This window comes from Flavobacterium sp. JAS, from assembly GCF_020991455.1.
Taxonomy (GTDB): Bacteria; Bacteroidota; Bacteroidia; order Flavobacteriales; family Flavobacteriaceae; genus Flavobacterium.
On record NZ_JAJMOX010000006.1, the window covers coordinates 105576 to 120285 of the forward strand.

Sequence of the window (14710 nt, forward strand, 5' to 3'; positions counted from 1 at the left end):
AATAAAATTAACAAATGAAAAACTCACAACTAACCACATTGTTTTCAATCTGTATGTTTGGATTGCTGCTTACGCCAAAAGCGTCTGCACAAATTCAAAATGCAGATGTACTTAATGCTCCGATAGACATTAGCAAAGATTTTCAGAATTATCTGAACACCTTTTATTTTGCCGATGAACTTACCGCTTTTGATCCTGCAACGGGAAAAGGAACGATAAAATATTTGAGATACAATTATAAAACGCGTCAGGCTTTCAACAACATGATGATGAAACCTGATACCGTTGAAGCAAACGAATTTCCAACAACAGAATATCAGGCTTCACCGGAATTACCATTCCAGATTCAGTTTGTTTCAGACAGAACCATCCGAATCAAAACTACTTCTGGACCACAATTTTATCCTGAAAAAGAATCCCTAATGTTGATTAATGGCGTTGCGCCAAATCATCCTGAATTATGGAAATATTCTAAAATTGAAGGCGGCCATAAATACACCAGTAAACATGGAGTTGTTGAGATTTTGACAAAACCTTGGCACGTAAAAATTTACGATGAAAAAGGAAAATTACTGACAAGTACACTTCACGATTCAGATTTTAAAAACACCTATACACCAACACTTCCGTTCTCGTATGTGCGCAGAAACAGCGATTATTCCAGAAGTATGGGCGCAGCTTTTAGCTTAGAACCAGACGAAAAGATATTTGGATGTGGAGAATCTTTCACACAATTCAATAAACGCGGACAAAAAGTAGTTTTATGGACGGATGATGCAAACGGAATCCAGAATGAAACGATGTACAAACCAGTTCCGTTTTATATGAGCAGTCGTGGTTACGGAGTTTTCATGCACCATTCAACACCAATTACAGTTGACTTTGGAAGATATTTTTCAAGTGCCAACGAAATGTATATTGGAGATGACGAAGCCGATTTGTTTTTCTTCATCGGAGAACCAAAAGATGTTTTGGATCAATACACAGATTTAACCGGAAAAGCAGCAATGCCGCCGCTTTGGTCATTTGGATTCTGGATGAGCCGAATCACTTATTTCTCTGAAAAAGAAGGAAGAGAAGTAGCAAAAGATCTACGTAAATATAAAATCCCAACAGATGTAATTCACTTTGATACCGGTTGGTTTGATGTAGATTGGAGAAATAATTATGAGTTTTCGAAAGACCGTTTTCCGGATGCACAAAAAATGATGTCCGATCTTAAAGACGATGGTTTTCATGTGTGTTTATGGCAATTGCCTTATTTCTCACCAAAGAATACCTTGTTTAATGAAATCATGGATAAAAACTTAGCCGTAAGAGACCGCAAAGGAAATCTTCCGTACGAAGATGCTGTTTTGGATTTCTCAAATCCTGAAACCGTAACTTGGTATCAGGCAAAACTGAAACATTTGTTTGATCAGGGAGTTTCAGTTTTCAAAGTAGATTTTGGAGAAGCAGCTCCGCCGGACGGAATTTACCATTCAGGAAGAACAGGTTTCTACGAACACAATTTATACCCATTAAGATACAATAAGGCTGTAGCCGAAATTACTCAGAAAGAAAAAGGATATACTTTAATCTGGGCAAGAAGTACATGGGCAGGATCTCAGCGTTACCCGTTACATTGGGGTGGAGATGCCGAAACTTCAAACGGAGCAATGTCGGCAGAATTACGTGGCGGACTTTCATTAGGACTAAGCGGATTCAGTTTCTGGAGTCATGACGTAGGAGGATTTGCAACAAAATCTCCAGAGAATTTATACAGAAGATGGGCACCTTTCGGAATGTTTACATCACACGTAAGAAGCCACGGTGAACCTCCACGCGAGCCTTGGTTATACAGTAAAGATTTCCTTGAAGGATTTAGAAAAGCAGATAATATGCGTTACGAATTAATGCCATATATCTACGCTCAGGCAAAAGAAAGTTCTCAAAAAGGATTGCCAATGATGCGTGCTTTATTTGTAGAATATCCAAATGATCCGGGAGCTTGGTTGGTAGACAATGAATATTTATTTGGTTCAAGCATGCTAGTTGCACCACTTTTTGAGGAAGTTACAGAAAGAGACGTTTATCTTCCGGAAGGAACTTGGATTGATTACCAAACTAAAAAAGTATACCAATCTGGATGGCATAAAATCAAAGCAGGTGAAGTACCAATCGTAGTTTTAGTAAAAGACGGAACTGCATTGCCTCACATCGCTTTGGCACAATCTACAAAAGACATGGATTGGAGTAAATTGACTTTAAAAGTGTACGCAAGTGATAAAACAACTTCGGCGACAGCCAAAGTATTTTTACCGGATGGAGATGCAGTGCAAGAAATAAAAGTGACCAAAAACGGAAACAATTTTGATGTAACTTCAAACCCATTTCAAGGAAAAACAACTCTAAAAACAGAGTGGGTAAAATAAAAAAAGGTTGCCGCGAATTGCACTAATTTACACAAATTAAATTCGGGATAATTCGCGCAATTCGTGGCAAAAAAAGATACAGCTTAGAAAATAAAAATCTGCTCAATCTGCCAAATCTGCGTGAAAAAATTAAACACATAGAAACATAGGTTTTGTGAACTTTAAAAGAGTAATTAAAAAGCACGCTTTTACACATAGCTATGTTTGTTTAAATAAGTGAAACGCCTTTTTATAAGTTTAGTATATCTATGATTCTATGTGTTTAAAAACCACATACAATGTTGAAAATAAGTTTTTGTTGAGTTTCTAAATCGGGTGAAAGCATCATAAGCAACACCCGATTTATTAAAAATGAATTAAGAAAAATATCATGAAAAATTACCTCATTCTTCCCGCTTTAATCCTTTCAGTTTCGATTGGATACAGTCAGAAAAATAAAAATGCTTACGAATTGGCTTCACCAAACGGGCAAAATAAAATCAAATTTGAGTTAGTAAAAAACACTCCAAAATATGCTGTTTCACACGGAAAAACCGAAGTGATAACACCATCAGATATGGGGTTTTTATTAAAAGGAAATGAAAACTTAAGTTCTGATTTTGATATCAAAAGCGTGAAAAATACTTCTTTTGATGAAACGTGGGAACAAGTTTGGGGAGAAAAGAAAAATATTAGAAATCACTACAATCAGCTTTCTGTTCAATTACAGCAAAAAAGCGGAAACAAGCGAAAGTTAGAAATTCAGTTTCGTGCATTTGATGACGGAATTGCTTTTAGATATGTATATCCAAAACAAAATGTAAAAGACAGTATTTTCATTATGGATGAAAAAACGACTTTTAACTTAAAAGAAGATGGAAAAGCATGGTGGATTCCGGCAAACAGAGAAAACCGTGACGAATATCTTTTTAAAGATGCTCCGGTAAGTACGCTTGATACCGTTTTGACGCCACTTACAATAGAAAGCAAAAGCGGATTAGCCTTAAGTTTTCACGAAGCAAATCTGGTAGATTTTGCGAGTATGACTTTGGTAAACACAACCGGAACACAACTTAAATCTGATTTAGTGCCTTGGTCTGATGGTGTAAAAGTTCGTGTAAAAGATACGTTTACTTCTTCTTGGAGAACGCTTCAGATAGGTGAAACTCCAGGAGATTTAATTACTTCATATTTGATTTTAAATCTAAATGATCCAAATAAATTAAAAAATACTGCAAGTTATTTCAAGCCATACAAATACTTCGGAATTTGGTGGGGAATGCACATCGGGAAATATACTTTTTGGGAAAGCGACAAACAAGGCGCAACAACCAAACATGCCGAAGAATATATTGATTTTACTGCAAAAGAAGGATTTCACCATTTATTGATCGAAGGCTGGAATAAAGGCTGGACACCACAATGGTATGAAAACCACATGCACATGTTCAGTTTTACAAAAAGCGCAGACAATTTTGACTTAGAAAAAGTGGTTGAATACGGAAAGAAAAAAGACGTAGAATTAATCGGTTACCATGAAACAGGTTCGAACTTAATCAATTATTTAAAAGAAGTTGACGAAGGTTTCGCCTTATACAAAAAACTAGGAATTCACTCGGTTAAAATTGGTCACGTAGGTTCTAAATTAAACATGAAAGAAATGCACTTCGGACAATTTGGAGTGAATTATTTCAGATATATTTTAGAAAAAGCAGCACAATATGATTTAGCCGTTTTATACCACGAATCGATAAAAGATACCGGAGAACGCAGAACTTTTCCAAACATGGTTTCGAGAGAAGCAGCGCGTGGACAAGAATATAATGCGTGGAGCGAAGGAAATCCGCCAAACCATTTGACGATTATTCCGTTTACAAGATTGCTTTCAGGACCAATGGATTTTACACCGGGAATTTTTGATGTTGAGGTAAAACAAGGATATCCTGGAAAAAGAGTTCACGGAACGGCGGCACAACAATTGGCATTGTACGTTACGATTTATGCACCAATCCAAATGATGGCAGATCTTCCTGAAAATTACGAAGGAAAACCAGCTTTGCAATTCTTAAAAGATGTTCCAACAGATTGGGAAGACACAAAAGTATTAGAAGGAAAAATTGGTGAATACATCACAACAGTTCGTAAAGACAGAAAAAGCGCTGATTGGTATTTAGGAACAATCACAAACGAAAAAGCAAGAGACGTAAATGTTGCTTTATCATTTTTAGATCCAAATGCAACTTATGAAGCACAAATTTATGCTGATGCTGTAGGAACAGATGAAACACATAATCCGGCTGAAATCGCAATTTCGAAGAAAACAGTAAAAGCTTCAGATTCGCTAAAATTACATTTAGGAGGCGCTGGAGGAGCAGCAATTAGATTTAAAAAAATATAATTTATAGATATCCTAACAGGTTTTTAAAACCTGTTAGGTATTTACCAAACACAACGATTAGATTTCAAAAATATAATTTATAAAAATTTTACGTAGAGACGCACTGCAGTGCGTCTCTACTAAATAACCACAATTTTTTTAAATGAAAAATCTCATTCTGCATATCGTTTTTCTTTTGTCGATCAATTTAATATTGGCGCAGCAAAAGCAATATCCTTTTCAGGATTCTAAATTAGATACTGAAAAGCGTATTGATAATTTGTTGTCTTTAATGACGCTCGATGAAAAAATTCAGGCTTTAAGCACCAATCCATCAATACCAAGATTGGACGTTTTAGGAACGGGACATGTAGAAGGATTGCACGGTTTGGCTTTGGGCGGACCGGGAGAATGGGGTGGAAAAAACAAACAACCCGTTACCACCACAACTTTTCCTCAGGCGTATGGTTTAGGAGAAATGTGGGATGTTGATGTACTGCAAAAAGTAGCTCATGTTGAAGGTTACGAAACACGATATGCATTCCAGAAATACCATCGCGGCGGATTAGTCGTTCGTGCTCCAAATGCAGATATTGCAAGAGATCCGCGTTGGGGTCGTACCGAAGAAAGTTATGGCGAAGATGCTTTTTTTAACGGAACAATGACCGTTGCTTTTGTAAAAGGACTACAAGGAAACAATCCAAAATATTGGCAAACAGCTTCGTTAATGAAACATTTTTTGGCCAACAGCAATGAAGATGGCAGAACCTATACTTCATCAGATTTCGACGAAAGGCTTTGGCGGGAATATTATGCTTTACCTTTTCAAAAAGGCGTTGTCGAAGGAGGTTCCCGGGCTTATATGGCAGCATACAATAAAGTAAACGGAATTCCGGCAATGGTACATCCGATGCTTAAAAATATTACCCAAAAAGAATGGGGACAAAACGGAATTATCTGCACAGATGGAGGCGCATTCAAATTATTACTTTCAGATCATAAATATTACGCAGATAAATATCTTGGAGCTGCTGCCGCAATCAAAGCGGGAATTAATCAGTTTTTAGATGAATATACTGAAGGCGTTTATGGAGCACTTTCGCATGGATATTTAAAAGAAAAAGATATTGATGCCGTTATTCGAGGAGATTTCAGAGTAATGATTCAATTGGGAATGTTGGATACTTCAACAGAAAATCCGTATTCGAAAATTGGAATAGAAAAAGATACCATTGATCCCTGGAAAACTGAAGCGCATAAAAAAATCGCTTTAGAAGCCACTCAGAAATCGATCGTTTTACTTAAAAATAATGCTCAATTTTTGCCTTTACAAAAAGATAAACTGAAAACAATTGCCGTAATCGGTCTTCATGCAGACGAAGTATTGCTGGATTGGTATAGCGGAACGCCACCTTATATTATTTCTCCTTTACAGGGAATTAAAAATAAATTGGGAAACAATGTTGAAATCCTTTACGCTAAAAAAAACATCGACGGCAAAGCAGCAGAAATCGCTAAAAAAGCCGATGTTGTAATTGTGATTGTTGGAAATCATCCGGTTTGTAACGCAGGCTGGGCGAATTGTCCCGTTCCAAGCGAAGGAAAAGAATCCGTAGATCGTCAGTCACTAACTTTAGAACAAGAAGATTTGATTAAAGTTGTTTATCAGGCGAATCCTAAAACGGTTGTCGCTTTAATCAGTAGTTTTCCATATGCGATAAACTGGACACAAGAACACGTTCCGGCAATTGTACATATGGCGCAAAACAGTCAGGAAACTGGAACGGCTTTGGCCGATGTTTTATTTGGAGATTACAATCCCGCCGGACGATTAACGCAAACTTGGGTAAAAGATATTACAGATTTACCGGAGTTATTAGATTACAATATTCGAAATGGCAGAACCTATATGTATTTCAAAGGAAAACCATTATATGCTTTTGGTCACGGATTAAGTTATACCACTTTCAAATGCAATGCAATTGAAACCAATTCAGAAACAATCACTAAAAATGGTGAATTAAAAGTCACAATTTCAGTTACAAATACAGGAAATAAAGATGGAGACGAAGTGATTCAGTTGTATGTAAAACAATTGCAATCCAAAGTAGAACGTCCTGAAAAAGAATTGAAAGCATTTCAGAGAGTTTTCTTTAAAGCCGGAGAAACAAAGAATGTTTCCCTGATTTTAAAAGCTAAAGATTTAGAATATTGGAATACATCGAAACAACAATTCGAACTAGAAAATAATTCAATTGAAATTCAGGTAGGAAATGCTTCAGACAATATTCTTCTGAACAAAAAAATAACTGTGAAGTAATTAAGATGAAAAGAAATTTAATAATACTATCCGTTCTATTTTGTCTGGTCAATATTCAATTGTTTGGACAAAATAACGCTGAAAACAGAATCATAAAAGTAGATTACAATAAAACTTCAGGTGCATTAAACACCATGTTCAAAGAATGTATTGGCGCCGGAAGAGCCAATGAAGGTTTACGTGCCGACTGGCAACAACAATTGGCAATGACCAAAAAAGAATGTGATTTTAAATACATCAGAATGCACGGTTTATTGTCTGATGATATGGCAGTTTATCATGAAGATTCAAAAGGAAATCCCGAATACAATTATCAATATATTGATGCTTTGTATGATTTTCTGATAAGTATTAAAATGAAACCATTTGTAGAATTAGGTTTTATGCCTAATGCATTAGCAAGTGGAAATCAGACTATTTTCTGGTGGAAAGGAAATGTAACGCCACCAAAAGATTATAAAAAATGGGAAGATTTAATTCGGAATTTAACCCAGCATTTTACAGAACGTTACGGAGCCGAAGAAGTAAAAACATGGTATTTTGAAGTTTGGAACGAACCCAATTTATCACCAGGTTTCTGGACAGGAACTCAGGCAGAATATTTCAAATTATATGAATATGCCACACGCGGAATAAAAAGCGTAAATCCAGCATACAAAGTTGGCGGACCAGCAACAGCAGGCGCAGGTTGGGTGCCGGAAACAATTGATTTCTGTGCGAAGAATAATGTTCCGTTAGATTTTATTTCGACACATACTTATGGAGTAAAACAAGGGTTTTTAGACGAATTCGGAACTACGGGAACTGTTTTAAATAAAGACGAATCAAGTATAAGTGGCGAAGTAAAAACTTCTCGTGAGCAAATTTCAAATTCGGCTAAGCCAAAATTAGAATTGCATTACACAGAATGGAGTAGCTCTTATACGCCTGCAGATCCTATTCACGACAGTTATCATTCGGCAGCTTATATTCTACAAAAATTAAAACAAGTTGGCAATGCCGCAAACTCCATGTCATATTGGGTTTTTACCGATATTTTTGAAGAACCGGGCCCAAGATTCACGCCTTTTCACGGAGGTTTTGGGTTGTTGAATACACAGGGAATCAAAAAACCGGCTTATTTCTCATATTCCTTTTTGAACAAATTAGGAGAAACAGAACTTCAAAATAAAGATACTTCTTCGTGGGCAACTAAAAATGCAAAAGGAAATATTCAGTTATTATTCTGGGATTTTACAAATACACATCCCGGAGATTCTGTAAACAATCAAACCTATTATATTCAGGATTTACCGTCCAAACCAAAAGGAACGGTAAAAATTGAAGTCGAAGGTTTACAAAAGGGAAATTATACTTTAGAGATTTATAAAGTTGGTTATAAAGTTAATGACGCTTACTCGGATTATTTAGCGATGGGAAAACCAAGTCAGCTTAAAAAAGAACAAGTAAAAAGTATAAAAGAAAAAAATAATGGCGATTTAATCGCAACTGAAAAAATTACAATTAACGCAAAAGGGACATTTAATAAAGATTTTAAAATCAACGAGAATGATGTTTTCTTATTGAATTTTGTAAAGCTTTAAATCTTAAAAACAACTATCTAAAAACTAAAAATAAATTTATTAAGCATGAAAAACAAAATCATATACCTTTCAGTAGCGATAGCTTTTGCAGCTTTTACTTCATGTAAAAAAGACGCACAAAGTTCAGATTCTGATGCTGAAAATTCAGTTCAGAAAGAATACAAAGGCAAAGAAATAGGATCAGAATTTGATGCCGAAATCGACAAACTGGTTTCTCAAATGACACTCGAAGAAAAAATCGGAATGTTACACGGAAACAGTATGTTCACCTCTGGCGGAGTAAAACGTTTGGGAATTCCAGAATTAAAAATGGCGGATGGACCACTTGGAGTTCGTGAAGAAATCTCGCGTGACAATTGGGCTCCGGCAGGATTAACAAACGATTTTGCAACCTATTATCCTGCAGGCGGCGGTTTGGCTGCAACCTGGAATGCTGATATGGCGTATACTTTTGGAAATAGTGTAGGACAAGAATTGCGTGCGCGTGATAAAGACATGTTGCTTTCACCGGCAATCAATATGGTAAGAACGCCACTTGGAGGAAGAACATATGAGTATATGTCTGAAGATCCGTTTTTGAATAAAAAAATTGCAGTGCCGTTAATTGTTGGTTTACAAGACAACGATGTGATGGCGTGCGTAAAACATTTTGCAGCAAATAATCAGGAAACAAATCGTGATTTTGTCGATGTACAAATTGACGAGCGTACACTTCGCGAAATTTATCTTCCAGCTTTTGAAGCATCAATAAAAGAAGCTCACGCTTATGCCATAATGGGCGCTTACAACAAATTCAGAGGCGAATATTTATGTGAAAACGATTATATGTTAAACAAAATATTACGTGACGAATGGGGATTTAAAGGCGTTGTAGTTTCAGATTGGGCAGCGGTACATTCTACAGTAAAATCTTTAGAAAGTGGTTTGGATATTGAAATGGGAACTCCAAAACCATTCAACGAATTTTTCCTTGCCGATAAATTAATTGCTGCGGCAAAAAACAAAGAAATCTCAGAAGCAGAATTGGATAAACACGTAAAAAGAATTTTACGCACTTTATTTCAGGTAAAAGCAATGGGAAGCCAAAGTAAAGACCGTGTAAAAGGAAGTATTTCGACAGAAGCACATTATCAGGACGCTTACAAAATTGCGGCGGAAGATATCGTTTTATTGAAAAATGAAAACAATGCATTGCCATTAAAACTGGACGGAGTAAAATCTATCGCCGTAATTGGAAATAATGCTACGAAGAAAAATGCTCTTGGTGGATTTGGTGCAGGTGTAAAAACAAAAAGAGAAATTACGCCGCTTGAAGGTTTAAAAAACAGATTACCATCATCCATAAAAATCAATTATGCCGAAGGATATTTAGAGCGTTATGATGTAAAAAATAAAGGGAAATTAGGAGATATTACTTTAAATGGTCCTGTAACAATCGATCAATTAGATCCTGCAAAAGTATTGGAAGCAGTAGAAGCAGCTAAAAAATCTGATGTGGCGATTATTTTCGCGGGTTCAAACCGTGATTACGAAACAGAAGCTTCTGATCGTAGAAACTTAAAATTACCATTTGGTCAAGAAGAATTGATTCAGAAAGTACAGGCAGTAAATCCAAGAACAATTGTTGTTATGATTGCCGGAGCGCCTTTTGATATTGATGCAGTTAGCAAAAAAACTTCGGCATTAGTATGGAGTTGGTTTAACGGTTCTGAAGGTGGAAACGCTTTGGCTGATGTAATTTTAGGAAAAGTAAATCCGTCTGGAAAATTACCTTGGACAATGCCTAAAAACATTATGGATTCTCCTGCACATGCAACAAACAGTTTCCCTGGCGGAAAAACAGTAAATTATGCTGAAGGAATTTTAATTGGATACCGTTGGTTTGATACTAAAAATATTGCACCATTATATCCTTTCGGATACGGATTATCATACACGACTTTTGCTTTTGATAATGCTAAAGCTGATAAAACTTCTTATGCGCAAAACGAAACAATCTCAGTTTCTGTAGACGTTAAAAACACAGGAAAAGTTGACGGTAAAGAAGTTGTTCAATTGTACACTTCAAAATCAGATTCAAAAATTACCCGTGCTGCACAAGAACTAAAAGGATTCCAAAAAACATTAGTAAAAGCAGGAAGTTCAAATACAGTAACGATCAAAATTCCGGTAAAAGAATTGGCATATTATGATGTAGTAGCTAAAAAATGGACTGTAGAACCAGGAAAATATACTTTGAAATTAGGAAATTCTTCAAGAGATATCAAAAAAGAAATCTCGATTACCATTAAATAAATTTTTACAGATAAATACCTGTTCCTCTTTAAACAAAATTAAAGAGGAACAGCGTATACAATAATTGTTGTGTTTTTATAATAAGTTGAATAAAGATTGCGGCCATCTGAAAGAAGTAGCCATAATAAATTAATTTTTTAAATTATATAAAATGAAAAAAACAATATACAATTACATAGCAATTCTATTGGTATGTACGGCTTTTTTTGAAGTTTTGGCCTGCACTGCAGACAAAGAAACACCACAGAATCTAACGGTAAAAGAACTTACTACAGATAAAACAGCTATTAACTTTGAAAGTATAGAGAATACTGTAGATCTTACCGTAAAAAGTGAAGCGGTAGCCTGGCTAATGAAAAGTTCAGACGCAAGCTGGATAAAAATTAGTGAAACCAGCGGAACATTAGGAACTAAAATTGTTCAGATAAAAGCATTAGAAAACCCAAGTTCTTCAACAAGAACAGCGACAATAACGTTAAGTTCAAACGAATCTCAATCCGTACAAATTTCTGTTTCTCAGGCAGGTGCAAATCCGCTTAAAATATCATATCCAAATTATAATACAAATCCAATTGCGGCAGATAATTCAGGAATGAGCAGCACTGCAGCACAATTAGCCGCAAAAATAAAACTAGGCTGGAACATTGGAAACACAATGGAAGCAACAGGCGGGGAAACTGCCTGGGGAAATCCAAAAGTTACAAAAGCATTAATTGATGCAGTAAAAGCAAATGGGTTTAATGCTATTAGAATTCCTTGTTCATGGAACCAATATGTAGAAAATTCGGCTACAGCCAAGATTAAAGCTGATTGGTTAAACAGAGTTAAAGAAGTCGTGCAATATTGTGTAGATAACGATATGTATGTTCTGGTAAATATTCACTGGGACGGTGGCTGGTTGGAAAACAACATTACCGAAGCTAAAAAAGCAGAAAACAATGCGAAACAAAAAGCTTTTTGGGAACAAATTGCAACACAATTACGCGGTTTTGATGAACATTTACTTTTTGCAAGTGCAAATGAACCAGCGGTTGAAGATGCGACACAAATGGCAGTTTTAACTTCTTACCATCAAACTTTTATAAATGCAGTTCGTTCTACCGGAGGAAAAAACGCTTATCGTACTTTAGTAGTTCAAGGGCCATCGACAGACATTGAGAAAACAAATAAACTAATGTTGACTTTACCGACAGATTCAGCGACAAGCCGAATGATGGTTGAAGTACATTATTATTCCCCTTGGAATTTTGCCGGTTTAACCAAAGACGAAACCTGGGGAAAAATGTTCTATTATTGGGGAGCAAATTATCACTCAACAACAGATACAGAACGAAATGCAAATTGGGGAGAAGAAGCAGATTTGGAGAAAAACTTCAAATTAATGAAATCTCAATTTGTCGATAAAGGAATTCCGGTTTTGTTAGGAGAATTTGGCGCCATTCGTCGTACAACTTTAACTGGCGATGCCTTAACTTTACATTTGGCATCAAGAGCTTATTATTTGAAAACGGTGGTACAAAAAGCAAAAGCAAATGGTTTATTACCTTTTTATTGGGATGAAGGAAGTCTTGGTGACAAAGGTTTCGGAATCTTTGACAGAAGCAATAATACTGTTTTTGATACTCAGGCATTAACCGCTTTGAAAGAAGGATTACAATAAAAAAACATCTTTTTATTATATAAGTGATATAAGTAAAAATAAGTTAAGAAATGGCAAAAACTTAAGTTTACTTATATCACTTATATGGTTTAAAACAATTTAAAACAGGCAAAATGAAAAAATATATAATATTTATTTTTCTGATATTCAGTATAATGGCAAGTGCAAATGTGCGAATGCCATTGCTGTTTTCTGACGGAATGGTATTGCAGCGCAACAAAGAAATTCCGGTTTGGGGTTGGGCAGATGCCAATGAAAAAGTTGAGGTTCATTTTAACAAACAAACCAAAACCATTCAAGCCGATAAAAACGGAAAGTGGATGATTAAACTGTCTGCTGAAAAAGCCGGTGGACCATTTGAATTAAGCATTACAGGAAAAAATAAAATCATCATAAAAGATGTTTTGGTTGGAGAAGTTTGGATTTGCAGCGGACAATCAAACATGGAATTTCAGGTTTTAAAAACTAAGAACTCCGAAAAAGAAATAGCCGATTCTAATTACCCAATGATTCGTCATTTTGGAGTAGCACAAGATTTAAGCGGCTTGCCAAAAGAAGATTTAAAAGCAGGAAAATGGTTAGTTTCTAACAAAGAAAATGTTGGAAATTTTACCGCTGTGGGTTATTATTTTGCCAAGAAATTATATGCGGAATTAAAAATCCCAATCGGAATTATCAATACATCCTGGGGCGGAACAAATGTAGAAACCTGGACAAGTCGCGAAGCATTCGAAAAAAGCAATGACTTTAAAGACATGATCGCCGATGTTCCTCAAGTTGATATGGATGCCGTTTTTGAAGTTTATAAAAAATCGGTTTTAGATAATATAAAGAAAGTTCAGGGTTTTGATGTTTCGATGGAAAATGAAAACCAATTTGCAGCATTCAGTTTCGATGATAAAAATTGGCCGGAAATAAAAGTACCATCATTATGGGAAAACCAACAAATAGGCAATATTGATGGTGTGGTCTGGATGCGAAAAACAATTACTTTAACTGCTGAACAAGCAAAAAGCGAAGCCGTTTTGCATCTTGCAAAAGTTGACGACGAAGATATTACATACGTAAATGGAGTTGAGGTTGGAACCAATAAAATTTGGGAAGCCTTAAGAGTTTATAAAATTCCCGCAGGAACATTAAAAGAAGGAAAAAATGTAATCTCAGTTCGAATTGCAGATTACTCGGGCGGCGGTGGAATTTACGGCGATCCAGCCGATCTGAAAATTCAGTTTAAAGACAACAATATTCCTCTCGAAGGACTTTGGAAATTTAATGTAGTGCAAGTAAAAATTGCAGTTTCACCAAACAGTTATCCATCGTTATTATACAATGCAATGGTAAATCCGTTGGTTCCGTATGCATTTCAGGGCGTTTTATGGTATCAGGGAGAAGCCAATGTTTGGAGAGCGAAACAATACAAAAAAGCATTTCCGTTAATGATCACAGATTGGCGAACAAAATGGAAACAAGGCGATTTTCCTTTTTACTTCGTGCAATTATCAACTTTCAATGAATTCAGCGGAAACAGTAAAGTAGGAAGCCGTTGGGCGGAACTTCGTGAAGCACAAACCGAAACTTTAAAATTACCAAACACCGGAATGGCAGTAACAACTGATATTGGTAACGCAAAAGACATTCATCCAACAAACAAACAAGACGTTGGATTACGTTTGGCAGCAATTGCATTGAATAATGTTTACGGAAAAAAGCAAGTTTACAGCGGACCAACTTATAAATCTCAGGAAATAAAAGGAAACCAAATCATTCTGACATTCAATAATATCGGTTCCGGATTATCAACTTCGGACAATTCAGGAAACGTAAAAGGATTTGAAATTGCCGGTGCTGACAAAGTTTTTCATTCCGCGAAAGCGATAATAAAAGACAACAAAATAATCGTTACCAGCGATGAAGTAAAAAATCCCGTTGCCATCCATTACGGTTGGGCAGACGACGATACAGAAATTAATCTTTTCAACAAAGAAAAATTTCCTGCGTCACCTTTCAGGACTGACAATTGGGAAATGATTACGGCAAATGAAGTTTATAAGGTTAGTAAATAATTTTAATTTGTAAAAAGTA

At 35.9% G+C, this 14710-nt stretch carries 7 protein-coding genes; all 7 read left to right on the top strand.

The window, feature by feature from the left end; translation table 11 throughout:
• The first annotated feature begins 14 nt into the window (after positions 1–14).
• The gene (locus LPB88_RS09985; protein WP_230715116.1) at positions 15–2414 is read left to right on the top strand and encodes an alpha-xylosidase; all 2400 of its coding nucleotides are present in this window, start codon (positions 15–17) and stop codon (positions 2412–2414) included.
• A 370-nt stretch (positions 2415–2784) separates the two neighbouring features.
• On the top strand, positions 2785–4791 hold the full coding sequence (locus LPB88_RS09990; protein WP_230715118.1) for a glycoside hydrolase family 97 protein: 2007 nt from the start codon (positions 2785–2787) through the stop codon (positions 4789–4791).
• Positions 4792–4933: 142 nt separating this feature from the next.
• Positions 4934–7090, top strand: coding sequence for a glycoside hydrolase family 3 C-terminal domain-containing protein (locus LPB88_RS09995; protein ID WP_230715120.1), 2157 nt, complete (start codon positions 4934–4936; stop codon positions 7088–7090).
• Positions 7091–7095: 5 nt separating this feature from the next.
• The gene (locus LPB88_RS10000) at positions 7096–8673 is read left to right on the top strand and encodes a glycoside hydrolase (protein WP_230715122.1); all 1578 of its coding nucleotides are present in this window, start codon (positions 7096–7098) and stop codon (positions 8671–8673) included.
• Positions 8674–8718: 45 nt separating this feature from the next.
• Positions 8719–10968: a glycoside hydrolase family 3 C-terminal domain-containing protein gene (locus LPB88_RS10005; RefSeq protein ID WP_230715123.1), complete on the top strand. Its 2250-nt coding sequence runs from the start codon at positions 8719–8721 to the stop codon at positions 10966–10968.
• 151 nt (positions 10969–11119) lie between these two features.
• Complete coding sequence (locus tag LPB88_RS10010; RefSeq protein ID WP_230715125.1) at positions 11120–12628, top strand: cellulase family glycosylhydrolase; 1509 nt, start codon at positions 11120–11122, stop codon at positions 12626–12628.
• 113 nt (positions 12629–12741) lie between these two features.
• On the top strand, positions 12742–14691 hold the full coding sequence (locus LPB88_RS10015; RefSeq protein ID WP_230715126.1) for a sialate O-acetylesterase: 1950 nt from the start codon (positions 12742–12744) through the stop codon (positions 14689–14691).
• Positions 14692–14710 lie beyond the last annotated feature (19 nt).